Consider the following 17662-nt stretch of genomic DNA (forward strand, 5'->3'; position numbering starts at 1 on the left):
CCTTTCTTACTCTTTCTCCTTCAAACATTGGGGAAATCTCAAATGGGAATTCTGCCATTATATTTCGCCTCCTAAATAGAAATTATAAAAAGTCAATTAGCTCATCAAGGGCAGCATAGTGGTCTGCCTTACTCAGGTTCCCGAAGGACATCGTTGCGTTCTGGATGTAACCTCTTTCAAGTGCAATTGTTTTCGTGTTGCTGAAGTTCTTTGCTGCGGACAGTACCTGGTTGATGTAGAATTTTTTGAATCCTACGGTTATAATCATGTCGTAGTTTCCGTTTCCGTCAAGACCGGGCCAATTGGGATCTGTCAGGTAGAAACCGAGCATATGGGCGTTGATGTATTTTGCGTCCACGTCTTTGTCAGCAAGGGTTGCCAGGGAACTCCCGGTTGCAGCAATCGGAATATTTGCGGTCTTTGAAATCTTTACTACACGGTCAAGGAGTTCCGGGTCGAGGGTCAGGGTTCCTACCATTAGAAGAGGCCTCTTTGCCTTTGACATAAGCTTTGCAGCCATTTCAGGAGTGGTTGTCTTGGCAGTTGTCACTCCATAGCTGGTAAACAGTTTTGTGTTCTTAGTAGTGTCAACCATCTTCAGGCCTCCTTACAAAGTCTCTTGAGGTTAGTTGGCTGTGCCGAGACGTCGAATTTGATCTTCGGACCGGATATGATTTTCTTCTTCTTCCAGTCAATTTCCCATCCGCGTTCTGCTTCAAGCTTCTTCAGGAGTGCTTCACGGTTAGCCAGCGGGAGGTCAGCTTCGTTCCTGACAAACTTCCACCAGTCTTCAGGTACTGTTCCACCAAGGTATTTCTTATGGAGCTCCATCCAGTGGGTCAGTTTAATAGCTCTGCCCATGCTGTTATCGGACGGGCGGATGCAGGCTTTTGCCATCATCGGAATCGCTTCCTGCCAGGTCTCTGCTGTGGTCAGGAGGAATTCGGGTGCTGGTGGGATTGCCATTTCCTGGCCGTTCCTTGCATCGTAAACTTTCCACTTGTCCTCTTCATAGGTCTTGGCAATCAGAGCTCTCCTGTACTTGGAGGAGTGTGGACCGAGCACTGCAGGGATACCCAGGATGTTACAGCCGGTACCAATTGAGGAGGCCTTCTGTGAGAATGCACCCCATGCAAGCCCGCAGGCACCTACACGGTTCAGGACATAGTCTGCGATCTCGGCAAGGTTGCCTTCAAGGGTTCTCTGGGCAAAAATAGCTGCGACCTTCTCGGCTGCTCCGGTAATGTGGGCGTTCGATACACAGGATCCGATGTTGACAAGTCCTCCGCACTGGAACCCACCTGGATACCTTTCATATAGAGTCTTGCCGTCTTCGTCCTTGAACATACCAATATCCATTGCTCCACAACCGGTCGTAACTACGATGAAGTTCCTCTTTAGGAATTCTTCTGCAATGTAGTAGACGTCCTTTGTGCCTTCTGCATAGTTCGGGCATCCGATAATTGCAATAATACCTGGTGTGGTGCCCATGACGAGGTTGAGACCTTCTGCACGAATCTCGGCGTCAGAAACCTGGCCTCTGCCTGCTCTCATAAAGCCTTTCTCTTCAGCGATCTGCTTCTGGGTGACCTTTTCAATCAGGTTGAGGATTGGGATTTCTTTCTTACAGACCTGTTCACAGCGGCGACAGCCGATACATGGGTCGTGGAGTTCCTCGAGATATGAGTAGTCTCCCTGCTTTGCAAATCCCATGGCTTCGGGAATGTCGAGTTCCTCAGGGCAGGCAATCAGGCAGGCTCCACAGTCTGCACATTTTGCAACCCAGTTTGCGAGTTCTTCATCAGTAGGGATTGCAGTGATACCGGAAGCATCACGGATGGGAGCCATTTCCATAGTGAGTCTGATACAGAGCTCTCCGAGCTTATCATAGTCCAGCATCACACAGCCGGGAATCTTCCCTGACTTGAGCTCCTCAATGGTCTCATTAACATCTGCATCGGTTCTGTTTGGAAGTCCAAACATGATCTTGGGATTGGATGCGATGACCGGAATCATGAGCTTCTGAGCTTCAGGTAAAATGTCACCACGGACACACTGTTCGTCAACAACAATGACATCTGGCATTCCGGAGCGAATTACCTTGAGTTCCTTGGACATAGAACCGATGACCTTTGCATATGGGGGTCTCCTGTCAGCTTCCTTGTATCTTGTAAGATCAATTGCGGTACAGCAGAGCCCGGCAATTTCCATTTTTTCAGTCAGGTCGTGCGCTTCCATGTAGTCCATCATGTAGGTGACACCGCCTACATTATGCCCTATAACGCACAGGAAGGGCTTGGACTTGTCAATTGTCCCCATACCGATTTCGATAAGAGGGGCATCCGGGTCAGCTCTCGGGAAATCATAGGCGGCTACCTGTACAACATCGGAAATTTCCATGCCTACATGGTCCAGGCTACCGCTGAAGAGGGCTTTTGAGTCGTAATCGATCTCTGCGGATTCCTGGCCTGCATGGACGGTTGCAAGGAGCTGGGTGAGCTCTTCTTCAACATATTCCATTGCTGGCTTTATTTCACCCAGGTTCTTGGGGCTGAGCCCTGTGCTGATTGTGATATTCGGAGTAAGCACATTTGATTGCCCGAGGTTGAGGGGTAAGTCTTCTCCAAATTTTTCAATCAGGTGGTCAAGCAGGTGACGGCCATGGGCTGCGTGGCAGGCAGTACCTGTAATCACGCGGAGGAAGAATTCTCTCCCATTGTGGCCCTTCATGTCAATACCACAGGCACCTCTCTTGTTTCCAGAAAGGTCACAGGGTCCGTAAGTACAGTAGCAGCACTGGTCACACATGGGGGTAATAACAGGCTCGTAACGGTCAAGCAGTTTGAAGTTCCAATCATCCCTGTAAGACTCGAGTCCTGGGAAAAGTGTGGGACCTGCTTTGACGAGCTCCTTTGCTTTTTCTTCAGCAGCCTCCTTTGCTGCCCCTACAATATTATTGATAGTGATCTGAACGGATTCAAGATCCTCTATAGAAAAAGTCCCAGTAGTTAATTTGCTCATTTTAGCTTTACCTCCTAAATACGCTTAAAGTCACTTCATCCGACGATTCTTGAAAGTTCCAGCTATTTAAATAACATTTTTAGTAAATCGTTTTTAAATTTTTATAGAATCTACACACTTACAATACAGAATCAAGTACAGTAATTTTGGCAGGTAAACCCTTGAATTTCTAGAGTTTCGGGGCCGCTGCTTTTATTTTTAACTCAAGTGGGTAAGTTCTATACAGTAAACGTTGTGATCTCGGAAAAACAAACGAGATCTAGAGACTGTCCGAAAAGTTCTATGTCTGTTGTAAAATTTACAATTGAGCATCCAATTGGACATTTAACTGGATAATTAGTGTTTATTATCCGGAATCCGTTCATTTGTATTAATAATTGTAGAAATTACAGCAGGCTATAGACTTTTCAGATATACTCTTAAATTACACATTAGCGATGTATTATAAATAATTTGCACTTTTGTTCTGTTTAAATATAATAATAGACATCCTTTTCGTATAATATAAATCTAAAATATTTTAATCCTTTAACTCTTTATAGGAAATGAAAAACAGCATCAAGTGTTCACCTTTCATAAGATCTGAAAATAAACTTATTCGAATAAAGGCAAAGCGAGAGCACCGGTGGTTAGCAGAATTCTATGTTAAAACAGTTGTAAAAGGCAGAAAATAGCTACTGGACCAACGGACGTGTGATACAAAACTATTAAGTAAACATTATAGTTATAACTGTATTTTTTAGAGTTGGGAACTTCCCGCTATTGGTTTAGGTTTAAAATGCAGAATCTTAAAAATGGATTCAAGCTTATCAGTTAACGAATAATTTAATCACATGGCGTTAGTTATTTATATTACCCCTCTTCTGCGTAATTTGACTGTAGTTTGAGTTAAGTGGAATCTCAGAAACTCAAAAGCTACTTATTGCAGACCCAGTATAATTTTACTAATTGCTCTCATAATTACTAGTAATTATTAACATAGGGCTGCTGTTATAATGGGAATATCCCGGAAAATTTTCTAAAATGATCTCAAAAAATCCTGGGAAAGCTTGCAGCCTGCTTTAACGGGTTACTTTACTTTTTCTTCAGCAACCGTCTGTCTCAATTCTAAAAATTATTGATAGCTGTTTGAACAGCTTCACAATTTCTTATAGAAAAAATTCCAGTTAACTTACTCATTTAGCCTTATCTCCCAAACACGCTTAAAGCTACTTATCAGGTGTATCTTCAATATCTAGGATCCTTCGATATCAGTAAACATTGTGATCTCAGAGAAATAAAAGAGATTTTAGAGACTGTCCGAAAAGTTCTATGTATATTGTAAAGTTTACAATTAGGTTCCCAATTGGACGTTCAATTGGACAATTAGTGTTTATTATCCGGAATCCGTTCATTTGTGATCACTTATTGTATAAATTACATTAAGTCCCATACTTTTCGGATAGCTCTAAATTACACATAAGCGATGTATTATATATAGTTTTCATTTGTGTTCGATTCAAATATAATAATAGATATTTTCTTTATATTGTTTTATATTCAAATTCATTTGAGCTGTTAATTCATGATGGGATATGAAAAACGATACCTTGCGCCCACTTTTAATACTATATTAGAATGCAACTATTCGAATAAGAGGTAAAAAGAAAGTACCGGTAATTAGTAGAATTTTACGTTAAATCAGTTGTAAAAGGCAGAAAGTAGCTACTGGACCAACGGACGTGTGATACAAAACTATTGAGTAAACATTATAGTCATAACTGTATTTTATAAATTTTGGAGCTTCTAGCTATTGGTTTAGTGTTTAAAATACATAATCCTAAAAATGGATCCAAGTTTATCAGTTAACGGACAATTAATTATTAAGCGTTAGTTATTTATATTACCTCTCTATTGCGTAATTTGGCGGTCGATTGAGTTCAATGGAATCTCAAAAAGCCCAAAAGCTACTTATTGCAGACCCAGCAAAATTCTACTAATTTTCTCTTAATTATTAGCAATTGTTAACGTATTACAGGAAGAGCTTCAGACTATTCTTCTTTGCATCTTCTTATTGCAATCCTCTTATTAATATTGTGAATGCAAGAATGGCTACGGTCGCCAAAAATAGGGATTTAACAGCAAGACTAATGAAGAAACATAAAATACAGGAAGCAAACTGAAATAGAGAATATTGAAACTTAAAGAGTTTCATTCCTCACTGCACAGTCAAAAAATAAAAATTTACGCAATGAATTATAGATATGATTAAGGAGAAAATTCGTTCTGGGGATATCGGTATCAAAAATTTAATTGCTCAATAATTTCATTGTAGATTTGAAAAATCTAGATATAAATGATATTTAGCGTGCTGTTAAGGTCAATACTTTAAACGCTTTATGAACTATATAGGTCGATAGATATTTATCAGGTGTCGCATAAGAGTAATCTGATGGTCAATAAAGTTAAGCGCAGGGTGTCTTGCTTTCCAAAGGCTACCTATTTCAAGCCCAGAGAAGTTCCTCTTTGCTGCCTGGAAATCGCCACCCTCTCCATAGAAGAGATTGAGGCTATTCGTCTTTGCGACCTTCTACAAATGGAGCAAAATGAGGCTGCTAACAGAATGGGAGTATCCCGGAAAACTTTCTGGAGCGACCTCCAAAAGGCACGACAAAAGATAGCTGATGCTCTTGTTAACGGAAAAGCTATAGAGATTTCTGGTGGGGAATATGTTAATACAGGTGAATGCAGGGTCAATTTTCTTTGCAAAGAATGTGATCATGTGTGGGAACCAGAATTCAACCAGTATCGCCCCACAAGCTGTCCGAACTGTGGGTCCAGTCTAATTTTCCGTATTGGCGGCGATGGATTGGGAAAAAGATTCATTGATAATAAAATCTGCTGCCCCAGAGTAAAGGAAAGAAGCATAGATTCCAGTGAAGGAAATAAAGAACAGCGACAATAATAGCTAATTAGCCGATACCGGAATCAGGGCGATGGGATACTACTAAAATTGTCTACCAAGGACACATCCAGCTGCATGTGTATTTTACTAAAACAAACAGGCAAGAAAAAAGAAAATAAATATTGATCTCATATACTGATAAAACTTATTCTCCCAGAATCCGGTTTCGAGTCCGGAGCCTGTATAACTTCAAAAAGAAAAAGCTGAAAAAATTTTCTTTTAAGAAATTTTCTTTTAAATAGCCATCCAATCTTCCGTCTCCCATTGCACTTCGCGAGCATGTGGGCGTGAAGGGAAGTTTCCATATAAGTGCTAAAAAGGAATTTTACAGTTTACGTTATCTACGAGTTCACTCCAAATTTATAATCGCTTTTCTAAATTCTGTATTGAAGTTTTAAAGCGATTCTCTAACTGTAAAAATCCGTCTTAAAAATTTTCATAAAATTAAAATTAAGTTGGTTTGAAATTTATTCAGTGTTTGAGCTCGGAGAAACTACCAAGTAAAGTCAGAGTAATTGTAGATCAGGATGTGACTGCGTGAATAAATTCGTCAAAGATAAAATAAATCAAAGTATGAATGATAGAAAACAACATCATTCCCGGTTTTTAGAAAATTGCAGCACTTATGACTCTTTTCTTGAATTAGAAAGGAAAGCATTTGAAGCTGGTAGTCTTTCACGGAAACATAAGGAACTTATGGCTCTGTCTATTTCTATTGTTACTAAATGTGAACCCTGTATTGAATGGCATGTTCAACAGGCTTGTTTAGCAGGTGCATCAGATAAAGAGATATATGAGACTATAGATGTGGCCATTGAAATGGGAGGAGGTCCCGCAGCCGCTTACTCGCGATTTGCTTTGAATGCATTGGATTTTCACAAAGAAAAAAAATAGAAATTTTTACTTGCCGTTTCTTATGGCAGTTGCAGGCTCTACTTTCCTCTTTTTTCCCAGTAACCGCCCGATATCTGCTCACTTCGTGATCATGTGGACGTGGAGGAAGTTCTCAAATCAGTTTATTAAAAAGGAATTTGATAAGTTAGAGGCATCAGGAAAATCAAATAGAAAATGCGAAACAATTCGGGACAAAATAATAACCATAAGTATATAAATGCATATTTCGCAGGTCTATGTGCGGAAAATGAACTAGACAGGTGAAAGATGATGGGGGATAAGGAAATAATATACGCAGCTGAGATCTGGTCTGTGAAACAGGGGAAAGAAGAAGAATTTCTGAATATCTGGACAGATCTGGCTAGCTGGACCAAGGCTAATGAGATGTGTAGCACCGGAGTTGTCTTGTTGCAGGATTTAGAGCAAAGGAATCGGTTTATATCATTTGGTCCGTGGAAAACTTCAGCGTGCGTGCAGGCATGGCGTCAGCAACCGGAATTTAAAGCAGCTTTTGTGAAACTGAAAGAATTGTGTGATGAGGTAAAACTGAGTACGATGAAAAGCGTGTTTAACATTCCACAGGGCACTGTGTGATGTAGAATGGACGATGTAAATTAGTTCACTATAGTCTGCGGTGGCTGCTATAAAATTTCAGTAAATCCTGAAGCCAGTCCGAAGGTAAGCCCCGTAAACTACAAGGTACCTTTTCTGGGCTCTGTATAGTTTGCGAGGCTGTAAGTTCAGTTAAACAGTTGTTAAAAGTTAGTGTTAACAGTATCAATAATTATTTAAAGTACGGAAGAAGTATATAATATTTAATTGTATTGTGCGCTAACCCTTGCTTTATTAAAAATATTTGTATTGTGATAATACATTAAAACTAACTGGTTAACAAGAATGATTCAATATTCAAAAATGTTTGAGAGTTTTTGAGGGTATTCCGATAATGACAGTATCTGTAGATAACGAAAAGACCTGTTATATGACACCATTATCTATAGGGTTTCAGAAAGTAACAAAAGAGAAGTTTCACAAGTGGCTTGAAGTGCGATGTGAACAGCTTCATGAGCAGATAAAGAAAGATGGTAGATACGGTTACCGTTTCTTTAGTGGTAGCCATTTTATGTATGCTGTCAAATTCCATCATGATGACACATATGATGTTTACAGATTACAAAGAGTTACTGGCAAGGGGGTTAGGTAATGAAGTTTTCATATAAGGTATGGTTGGCAGTTGGTCTTATTTTACCACTTAACAAAGAGGGAAAGCTTGTGTTTGAACCATATAAAGGGTTCATGGCTGATTTACACGAACTGAAATATCTTGAAAACGAAATGAGAAACGGAAGGCAATTAAAATCCGCTGTAGATAGTTTGGAGTTTAAAATAATGGGTAATACAATGAAGTGGAAACAAGGTGAAAGATGGTGAAATAGACTTACTTAACTATGTGAATGTATCTAAAAATTTGCGTTACTAGACATATTGTGATTGTAATGAAAGATTCATATCTAATAGAAATTAGGTTGTTAGGAAAGTCCAAGTGTGAAACCCGTAATTTAATTTTACAAACAAGTAAAGAGTATAATATTCAAGTATCAAGACCTATACCTCATATTACTTTAGTCGGCGGATTTAATGCCAATAATGAAGCTAAATTGATACAGGATTTTGAATCGATAAGTCGCAAATATGGATTAATTAGTTACCTTATTGATGGCATTGACATATTTCCAGATAGCGGTGTCGTTTATTTGGATGTACAACCTAGCAAGGAACTCATTTCTTATCGGCGAGAGTTAAGGGATAAGTTACAAAGATATTGTAACTTATGTGAATATGATTTTTTTGAACCTTTTGAATTCCATTCAACAATCGCGATGCATTTAAGCCGAGAAAAAGCAGAATATGTTAAAAAAAAGATAAGACATGATAAAAAATACAGTCATCGGATACTTCGAGCTACATTACTAAAGAACGGAAAGATACTAGTTGAATATGATTTTGTTTTAAGAAGAATGCTAAGTAGACGAAAAGCATTAAGTAAACAGGGTTTAAGTAAAACATTCAAGAAATTAAACGATGTGAACAATCAATGGTTTCCTCCTGAGACACATGGTAAAAGCTTTTTAATTAGGATTTGGAAGAGCTTGATATCAAAAGTACATTTATAAAATAATTAATGTGTCTGTTATTTTAATGTTATTTCTCATAATTTAATCGGTAGCCAAACAAACATTATGAATTAATTTTCTTACATACTTTGTCGATACTTATCTCTACTTTGTACTATAAAAACGCGATTTAATATTGAGTTAAGCTACATACTAGCTCAATATTAAAATGGGTTCCGTGAAGTCCATGGCTGCTAAACAGATTATGCGCTTTTCGGGAGGGCAACCACTAAGGGTTATAATTCGTTTGATATTAGCCGCTGAAGACTTTACAGTACCACATTTTGAGCCACATCATCTCTTTACCAGGGCCGGATAATCCGTGTAGCCTTTCGCGCCGCCCCTGTAGAAGGTAGCCACATCCGGCTCGTTCAGCGGCGCATTCTTCCTGAAGCGCTCAGGCAGGTCAGGATTGGCAAGGAAAGGTACTCCAAAGGCAATCAGGTCTGCTTCGCCGCTGGCAATGGCTTCGTTCCCGCTATGGAGGCCATAACCACCGTTCAGTATGAAAGTCCTTTCGAAAATTCTGCGCAGGGTAGGCCCAAGCCGTGCCTCCGGTGGTACAAATCCCATCCGGCCTCCTATGGGCTCGATTAAATGAAGGTAGCCCAGGCCGGTTTTGTTCAGTTCTCTGGTGAAATAGGAAAAGGTCTCCTGGGGATTGGCGTCCGACATAGAATGCCCGGTATTGTGTGGGGAGATACGGTAGCCGACACGGTTGCCGCCCCATACCTCGATTACGGCTTTCGTGACCTCAAGCGGCAGGCGGGTCCGGTTCTCAAGGCTGCCGCCGTACTCATCAGTTCGCGTGTTGGACCCGCTCCGCAGGAACTGGTCAAGGAGGTAGCCGTTAGCGCCATGAATCTCTACGCCGTCGAAGCCTGCGGATCTGGCGTTCTCTGCCGCCTTCCGGAATTGTCTGACAATTTCCGGCACTTCGTCAGTCTTGAGGGCTCTGGGCACCGGAATTGGCTTTTTCCCACCGGGGGTGTGAATAGAGCCTTCGACCGGTAGCGCGGATGGTGCGACGGGGAGAGTGCCGCCCAGTAAGTCGGAGTGGGAAACCCGCCCTACGTGCCAGAGCTGGATAAAAATCCTGCCTCCAGCCCGGTGGATGGCGTCCGTCACCTTCTTCCAGCCGTCCACCTGTGCCGCAGAGTATATTCCCGGTGTATGCATGTAGCCCACCCCCTGAGGGCTAACCTGTGAACCCTCGGAGATAATCATGCCTGCCGAAGCTCGCTGCACATAATAAGTCGCCGTCATTGAGACCGGAACGTCGGCATCCCCTGCGCGGTTGCGGGTCAGCGGCGCCATCACCATGCGGTTTGGCAGCGTGAGATCGCCCATCCGATACTGCGAAAAAAGATCTAGGTTTTCTGCCATGATAATCATCTCCGTTAAGCCTGGCTGGTTGCTGGTTCGGATTTCTCCGATTATAAAAGCTGCTCAAATCTCTTGATTGAACCCGATGATTATAACATCGCCGATCCTGACAAATGGGAAACCGATACTCCCAGTGCCCCTCATCATCCCGGCCGCTATCTTATTTTGCTCGCTCCCGATAGCGAGATCGTAAACTACGAAATCGAATGGTATGCCTCTGGACCGGGAAACTTCCTTTGTTTTCCGGCTTATCGGGCAGGTGCTTATATTATACATTGATACTTTTGTCATATGTTCTCCTGGTTTTATCGCTAACTCCATTTCTTTCAACTTATTCTGTCTGGTTTCGGCAGTTAATACTCGATGATCACATTGATATCCCCGCTCTTCTTGGATACGTTGACCAGCGTCTCCTCTTCGACCCGCCTGAAATTCAGGTCGGTCACTGTGTTTCCGACCTTTACATTGTTGAACTGCACGTTGTCCAGCCATGAAGGAAGATGGGGCTTGTTAATGATCAGCCGGTTATTCAGTGCATCGGGAGATATTCCCAGGCTGGCTGTGAGCATAAACGGCATGGTTCCGGATGCCCACGCCTGTGGGCTACAGGCTACCGGGTATTTAACGGGGATACCATACTCCGAGCGCGTCAGCCCGGCGAAGCACTCCGGTAAACGGTAACCCTCGAATGCCCTGGCTGCCTCATACATTCCTGTGAACAATAAGGACATCTCATTGATGAATCCATACTTTCTCAAACCCATAGCAATTATCGCGTTGTCATGCGGCCAGACCGTGCCGTTGTGGTACCCTAACGGATTGTACCGCTTCTCTTTCGCGGACAGCGTGCGAATGCCCCATTCGGTGAACATATCATCTCTGAAGATTCTGTCTACCAGGTGTTTTACGTATTTCTGATCGATGATTCCTGCCCACATGCATTGCGCCGGGTTAGACGATATCACGTCACATACACCTTCAGCGTCCAGTGCCTGGGCGAAAAATTGCTTATCCTTCATCCAGAATTGCCGGTTGAATCTCTCTTTAAGTTCCCCTGCCTCCCTTTCCAGTCTGGCCGCGTCATTTCCCCTACCCAGCTGCCTGAAAAGCGGCGCAAGTCCTTTTTTCGCCATGTACACATATCCCTGTGCTTCGGCAACGGCGATCGGTTGTTTCGCCAGCGTGCCATCTGAACGGCTAATTGAGTCCGGGGAGTCTTTCCAACCATGGTTGTAAATGCCCAGTGGGGATTTCACCGCATAGTAGGCAAAGCCATTTCCTTCCATATTGGCATAGATATCGATCCATTTCAGGGCCTGGTCCACATTGCCTTCCAGCTGTTTGATCAGTTCGATATTCCCCGTCCAGTTCACGTATTCAGTCAGAAGAATTAGAAACAGGGGCGTAGCGTCGACAGTGCCATAGTATGGCGTCTGGGGGATCAGGTTCAGGTTAGCCAGCTCGCCCAGCCTCAGTTCGTGAAGTATTTTTCCGGGCTCCTGGTCCCTCCAGTCATCTGATCGGCTGCTCTGGAACTTTGCGTTCACCAGCAGCGTGCTTTTTGCCAGCCCCGCCTCAAGAGGCAATAGCTGGAGTGCCGAGATAATGCTATCCCTCCCGAATAGTGCATCGTACCAGGGTATTCCCGCGGAATGGAACATATCTCCTTTAATGGTCATGCGCATCGTGTTCAGGTCAGCCAGCGAGCGAACCATGATGCTATTGAAAATTTCGTTGCTGGTCGGTATATTTTCGCAGCATTCGAGAGCCTCGACGTAGGATCTCATGATCTGGTTCATTCGCTGATCGGGATTTTCCACTGGTCGTTCCGGCTCCTGGCCGGGCTTAATCTCCTCGACGGAGATTTCCAGGTTAACTGTCTGCAACCCGTGGGCGGCTATCTTCAGCTCAAAGGTGCATATTTTCCCTTCTACCCTTGTGGGCGACGGTTCAAATGCAATGATTGTGTTACGAAGGCGCTTGTCTTCCCCCTCGTAGGATAAGTAAAGGTTTTTACCATCGAATCTAGCCGGCAACACTTCCGCAGCTGTCGGAGGGGCAATGCCCCTGATGGTGAACATATCTGCAAAATCTGCATCGAGCTCAAAAGTCAGGTTCAAGGTCACGGGAAACGTGTTGAAGTTTCGGATAGTATGGCTTTGCCGGATGCAGCCCGGTATGGTCGTGGCCATAGTGCCGAGAAGCGTTTCTTTAGCGATGGTGGTGCCCATGCAATCCTTTAGTTCCGGGTTGGTGACTATAAGTGTGGATCTGAAACCTCTCCCATCGCTGGATAAAACCTGAGTTGGAGGTATATCCATGAGTCTTATGAGAAAACCGCTCAGATACCTGCAGTCGTGGTAATAGAGGCCATACCCGTAATTTTCTGTAATAGGTATCTCGCCATCCTCTTGCGTTATGAATGCCAGCTCGTTATTCCGTATGACCATCTCGTTGATAATGCTGCTGGACAGGGTATGCTTCTTGTATATATCCCACGCTTCGCGGATTCCCTCTCGTTCAGAAGGCTTTAGCATGCAAATTCCTCATAACCCAGTATCAGTTTTATACATTGGCTGCCACCCTGGACGGTTCCTTTCACGGATAGTAAGGGAGCATACCCCGCCCATGGCCCTCGATAAACTCTTACTGATCCGGCTGCAGAATGAAAGTAGAACCGGTTAAGTCTGGTTTATATTAAATTATGAAACCTTTTCCATATGGTCCCACTATCTAAGAATGATCTTTGCCGTCTTCATAAGCCTGCAAAATCAGTAACTACCTTTTTAGCTCGATTCTTAGAATTTTATTGATCTCTTCAATGCTCCCGCAATCATTAAACTGGTTATTGTCTCAGCCTCGGCACAATCCATATTGTGAGACGCTTACAATTTAACTTTGAATTAATAAATTACGCTCTCTGGACAATAACTTCTATGACAATTATTATGTCATTTTTATTTAAATATTCATAGCTTGCCTGATAGTTGCAGGCAGTTAAACCACACAATCTTATTCTGAAATGCCACAAACGGCGCTTTGTAAAAATCGTAGTAAATCTAAAATAAGTACCGCTGGTACTTTGTATCTCGCCCGGCTCGGTAGGGAGCCTGCTGGCTGATTCGCAGCCTTCATTCTACAGGATGGGTTTCCAGAGCTTCCATCCCGGGCTTTGCGAATTTTTAATAACTCATTTTTTCAACTCGAAAATGGGATAAGGTGTGAAATGGCAGAAACAGAAGCAGGCTTTATCATCGGATTATATAGTGCAGCTTACGATTGAAAGGAAATAAAAAAGGTGTTCTGTTTCCGGTGCCACTGGAATTCTTGCAGGCTGGAATTCCCTTGCCGGTTTGGTTTTCGGGGTCATCCTTCTTGATTTCGGGATGCAGAGTGCCATTATTGCCAATCAGCAAATAATTTAAGGGCTTAAGCCGCAAGCACGCAACCGGGTAAATAGTCTGCTTATGGTAGGGATGTTTATCTGCGGCAGCCTGGGGTCTGGAGGTGCAGTGCTGGCCTGGAAGGTAGCAGATTGGCAGGGGAGTTGCCAGTTTTTCCATTGTTCTATCACTTACGCCCTGTCTGGTGCCGCTTTTGCTCCGGCATAACCATTCATGAATAAATTTAAGAATCGGATGGATTACTGATATTGTTTATTTCTTGACCTGTAAAGTTCAATAGAATATATTCTTCTGCAGGAGCAGAGGTCGGAAACACCGGGAAATGCTACAGGAGCAGGAAAAACAGAAAAATATTGCCCGGTAATGAAACACTAAATTTCCGGACCTATAAGTGGTAACTCTCCAATTTTGATAAAGCCTACCCACCTGAAAACTTTAATTTATTTTGAAGAATTATTTAAGTATTAAATCTAGAATTTACTATAATTTTATGAATCAAAAACGAGTAAATACTAGTGTCAATATTTTATTCTATATGTTTAGAATTATTTTATTTAAGTTATAAATTATTATGCAAGATATAAGACAAGAGGCCAAACGCAATAATACAAACCAGGCGATGGTACTATTGTATTTATTTAAAATTGAAAAATACCTCATTAAATCAATAAACTTTTATTATATATAAGAAGAAATAAAGAGTAATACAACAGTTGCAATGATTCGTAATTAATTATTGGTAGTCAGGCATTTTGCCACCTGCTAGAGAGATTAAGGAGATAATGACAGCTAAAATGGATCAATTTCCGGCAGTAAATTCGAATCCCGTGCTCAGTGTTGCAAAGGACGGAGTTATCCTTTACTCAAATGAGGCAGGGAAACCCTTATTGTACGATTGGGGAGTAAGAGTCGGAGAAAAATTGCCTTTACATCTCGAAATTTTTGTTCAGAGGGTAATCTCCCGGAAAAATATTGAAAAAATAGAAGTGAATATGGGGAAAAAAGTATACTTAATTGTTTTTCATCCCTTGCCTGAACAGGAATGCGTAAACATTTACGGATTTGACATAAGTGACAGTGGAAAGCTTGAGGGAAAACTTCGGGAAAGTGAAACTCAAGAAATGACGAGCCTGGAGCTTGCCAGTGTCATTGATGTTAAAGCGATTCAGTCTCTTATGAGTGATTTTTATACGCTTGCTCATATCCCAATGGCCTTGCTTGATCTTAAAGGCAATATTCTGGTAAGCGTCGGATGGCAGGAAATCTGTACCAGGTTCCACAGAGCTAATCCTGAAGCCTGCAAGCATTGTATCGAGAGCGACATAAATCTAACTGCGGGCGTTGCTCCCGGAGGATATAAGCTGTACAAGTGCAAGAACAATATGTGGGACGTAGTAACTCCAATTATCGTAGAAGAGCAGCATGTCGGCAATATCTTCTCAGGACAGTTCTTTCTTGAGGACGAGCCTCTGGACTATGAGCGTTTCCGATTCCAGGCCAGAAAATACGGTTTCAATGAAGAAGAATACATAAAAGCACTTGAAAAAGTTCCTCGACTTAGTAGAAAAGCTGTAGATACAAGCATGGCTTTCTTCATGACCTTTGCTAATATGATCTCACAACTAAGCTACAGCAATCTCAAGCTGTGTCAATCGCTGGCAGAGCGTAATGCCGTCGTAGATGCATTGCGAGAAAGCGAGAAACGTGAACGAGCCCGTTCGGATGAACTGGCAGTGGTGCTGGATGCCGTACCTGTCTCCGTTTATATAACACATGACCCTCAGGCGAGTAAGATAAGTGGTAACCGTCTCTCCTACGAATGGCTAGGAATTCCTGTGGGTAGTAACTTATCGAAATCCGCTCCTGAAGAAGAGAAGCCCGATATGTTCAGGTTACTCAAGGATGGAATCGAACTCCAGCCTGAAGATATGCCGTCGCAGTTGTCGGCTAAAGGCATAGAGATAAACGACTGCGAACTGGATATAATATCTGCTGATGGCGAGATACGGCATGTACTGGGCAATGCCAGACCCCTGCGCGATGAACAGGGAAACCTGTACGGTTCCGTCTCTGCATTCATAGACATCACAGAGCGTAAGAAGGCGCTGGAAACGCTCCGATATAGCGAAGACCAGCTCCGGGGGCTGTTCCAGAATGTTAAATCTGGAGTTGCACTCATCGACGAGATCGGCATGTTCTCACTTGTCAACCCGTCATTTATGCAGATGTTCGGCCTGGATAATGAACTCGACATTCTAAACGTTAATAGTCAGGATTGGAGCCGATGGAAAGTTTATGGAGAGGATGGTAAACTGCTACATATTGATGATCATCCTGTTCGGAAGGCGGTGAGAACCGGTAAGCCTGTGAAAGGCCAGCTCGTTGCAGTGCAGAATCCCGGTGCTAATGAACTCACCTGGATGTTGATAAGCGCCGAACCGGTCCTGAAAGAAGATGGTCACATATACAGGGTAATCTGTACTTATCATGATATTACCGAGCGCAAGCGAGCTGAGGAAGCCCTTAAAAAAGCACGCGATACTTTAGAAGAAAAAGTTAAAGAGCGTACAGCCGAACTTCAAGAAGCTTACAATTCGTTAAAAGAAAGTGAAGAGCGCCTTGCTGACTCTCAAAAAATAGCTCACATTGGAAACTGGGACTGGAACATTGCAACCAGTGAGGAATACTGGTCTGATGAACTATATCATATCTTTGGGTTTGACCCGCAGTTTGAGCTAAACCACAACACATTTCTAAATTGTATACACCCAGATGACTTAGATTATGTAACTAATGCTATTAACGAAGCATTAGATGGAAAGCCGTATTACATTGATTATAGAATAATCTTGCCTGACGGAGAAGAACGTATTATTTATTCTGAAGGCGAAGTTTTTTTTGATGAGAACAATAAGCCTGTTCGAATGAGAGGAATAGTTCAGGATATTACTGAACGTAAAAAAGCAGAAGAAAGTCTGGCGAACATTGAGATTGCCCGTAAAAAGGAAATTCATCACAGGATCAAGAATAATTTACAGGTGATCTCCTCCCTGCTCGACCTTCAGGCTGAACAGTTCCGAAACCGAGCAGATATCAGGGATTCGGAAGTCCTGGAAGCCTTTAGAGAAAGCCAGGACAGAGTTACATCTATGGCTTTGATACATGAGGAACTTTACAGGGGCGGCGGATTTGAAACACTAAACTTCTCGCCTTACATTGAGGAACTAGCTAATACCCTTTTCCAGACCTACAGCCTTGGAGATACCGGGATCAGCTTGAGTATGGATCTGGAAGAGAACCTTCTCTTTGATATGGATACTGCTATTCCTCTGGGGATAATCATTAACGAACTTGTTTCCAACTCCCTTAAACATGCATTTCCTGACGGAAACAAAGGAGAAATTCGAGTCAACCTTCACAGGGAAGAATCCACAGGACTTAAAAGTGAAGGGTATGAGAGTACAGGTAGCAGTTACACTCTGACGGTTTCCGATAATGGGGTGGGCATACCTGAAAATCTTGATGTTCAAGATCTTGATAGTCTTGGCATGCAGCTGGTAACTTCCCTTGTAGACCAGTTAGATGGCGAACTTGAACTGAAAAGGGCTAATGGGACGGAATTTACCATAAGGTTCACAGCAGCAGAAAAATAATCAGGCGTTGTATCCAGCGGCGTAGATAAAGGAAGATTAAATTTGATAACAAATAGAAGAAATATGTTATTCAGGCCATTTTTTACGTTAAAAGATACACTTAAAAAGGACTCTTCCGAATCCAATAAAATATCCAGTTTTTTCATATGCTTTTTTCTTCGTGGTGTCCTTAACAGTCACATCCGC

General features: G+C 42.4%; 13 protein-coding genes. 7 read left to right on the forward strand and 6 right to left on the reverse strand.

Annotated elements, in window-relative coordinates; all coding sequences use genetic code 11:
• Nucleotides 1-82: 82 nt before the first annotated feature.
• Both cdhB and cdhA read right to left on the reverse strand, forming a co-directional pair.
• Nucleotides 83-595, reverse strand: a complete 513-nt coding sequence (gene cdhB / locus EQO05_RS08125) for a CO dehydrogenase/acetyl-CoA synthase complex subunit epsilon (protein ID WP_128505464.1) — start codon at nt 593-595, stop codon at nt 83-85.
• A 2-nt stretch (nt 596-597) separates the two neighbouring features.
• Nucleotides 598-3021 (reverse strand): CO dehydrogenase/acetyl-CoA synthase complex subunit alpha, encoded by a 2424-nt coding sequence (cdhA, locus tag EQO05_RS08130; RefSeq protein ID WP_128505466.1) that lies wholly within the window; start codon nt 3019-3021, stop codon nt 598-600.
• Nucleotides 3022-5452: 2431 nt separating this feature from the next.
• Here cdhA and EQO05_RS16215 point away from each other — a divergent pair.
• From EQO05_RS16215 to EQO05_RS08160, 6 genes are all read left to right on the forward strand, one after another.
• The gene (locus tag EQO05_RS16215) at nt 5453-5965 is read left to right on the forward strand and encodes a DUF134 domain-containing protein (protein WP_128505468.1); all 513 of its coding nucleotides are present in this window, start codon (nt 5453-5455) and stop codon (nt 5963-5965) included.
• 537 nt (nt 5966-6502) lie between these two features.
• On the forward strand, nt 6503-6859 hold the full coding sequence (locus EQO05_RS08140; RefSeq protein WP_128505469.1) for a carboxymuconolactone decarboxylase family protein: 357 nt from the start codon (nt 6503-6505) through the stop codon (nt 6857-6859).
• A gap of 270 nt (nt 6860-7129) precedes the next feature.
• Nucleotides 7130-7453, forward strand: coding sequence for an antibiotic biosynthesis monooxygenase family protein (locus tag EQO05_RS08145; RefSeq protein ID WP_164888506.1), 324 nt, complete (start codon nt 7130-7132; stop codon nt 7451-7453).
• Nucleotides 7454-7805: 352 nt separating this feature from the next.
• Entirely contained in the window at nt 7806-8063 is a 258-nt protein-coding gene (locus EQO05_RS08150) for a hypothetical protein (RefSeq protein ID WP_128505473.1), read from the forward strand.
• A complete protein-coding gene (locus EQO05_RS08155) occupies nt 8063-8290 on the forward strand; it encodes a hypothetical protein (protein WP_128505474.1) in 228 nt (75 codons plus the stop codon). The genes EQO05_RS08150 and EQO05_RS08155 overlap by 1 nt, the downstream gene beginning before the upstream one ends.
• 65 nt (nt 8291-8355) lie before the next feature.
• Complete coding sequence (locus tag EQO05_RS08160) at nt 8356-9033, forward strand: 2'-5' RNA ligase family protein (protein ID WP_164888507.1); 678 nt, start codon at nt 8356-8358, stop codon at nt 9031-9033.
• A 294-nt stretch (nt 9034-9327) separates the two neighbouring features.
• Here EQO05_RS08160 and EQO05_RS08165 read toward each other — a convergent pair whose 3' ends face one another.
• The 4 genes from EQO05_RS08165 to EQO05_RS08180 form a co-directional block, all read right to left on the reverse strand.
• Complete coding sequence (locus tag EQO05_RS08165) at nt 9328-10428, reverse strand: alkene reductase (protein ID WP_205793745.1); 1101 nt, start codon at nt 10426-10428, stop codon at nt 9328-9330.
• 54 nt (nt 10429-10482) lie between these two features.
• Complete coding sequence (locus EQO05_RS08170) at nt 10483-10710, reverse strand: glutaredoxin domain-containing protein (RefSeq protein ID WP_128505480.1); 228 nt, start codon at nt 10708-10710, stop codon at nt 10483-10485.
• Between the two features lie 62 nt (nt 10711-10772).
• Nucleotides 10773-12956, reverse strand: coding sequence for an amylo-alpha-1,6-glucosidase (locus tag EQO05_RS08175; protein ID WP_128505482.1), 2184 nt, complete (start codon nt 12954-12956; stop codon nt 10773-10775).
• 714 nt (nt 12957-13670) lie between these two features.
• Nucleotides 13671-13982 (reverse strand): hypothetical protein, encoded by a 312-nt coding sequence (locus EQO05_RS08180; protein ID WP_128505484.1) that lies wholly within the window; start codon nt 13980-13982, stop codon nt 13671-13673.
• A gap of 623 nt (nt 13983-14605) precedes the next feature.
• Here EQO05_RS08180 and EQO05_RS08185 point away from each other — a divergent pair.
• Nucleotides 14606-17476, forward strand: coding sequence for a PocR ligand-binding domain-containing protein (locus EQO05_RS08185; RefSeq protein ID WP_128505485.1), 2871 nt, complete (start codon nt 14606-14608; stop codon nt 17474-17476).
• The last annotated feature ends 186 nt before the right edge of the window (nt 17477-17662 follow it).

This window comes from Methanosarcina sp. MSH10X1 (assembly GCF_004099695.1).
GTDB lineage: Archaea > Halobacteriota > Methanosarcinia > Methanosarcinales > Methanosarcinaceae > Methanosarcina.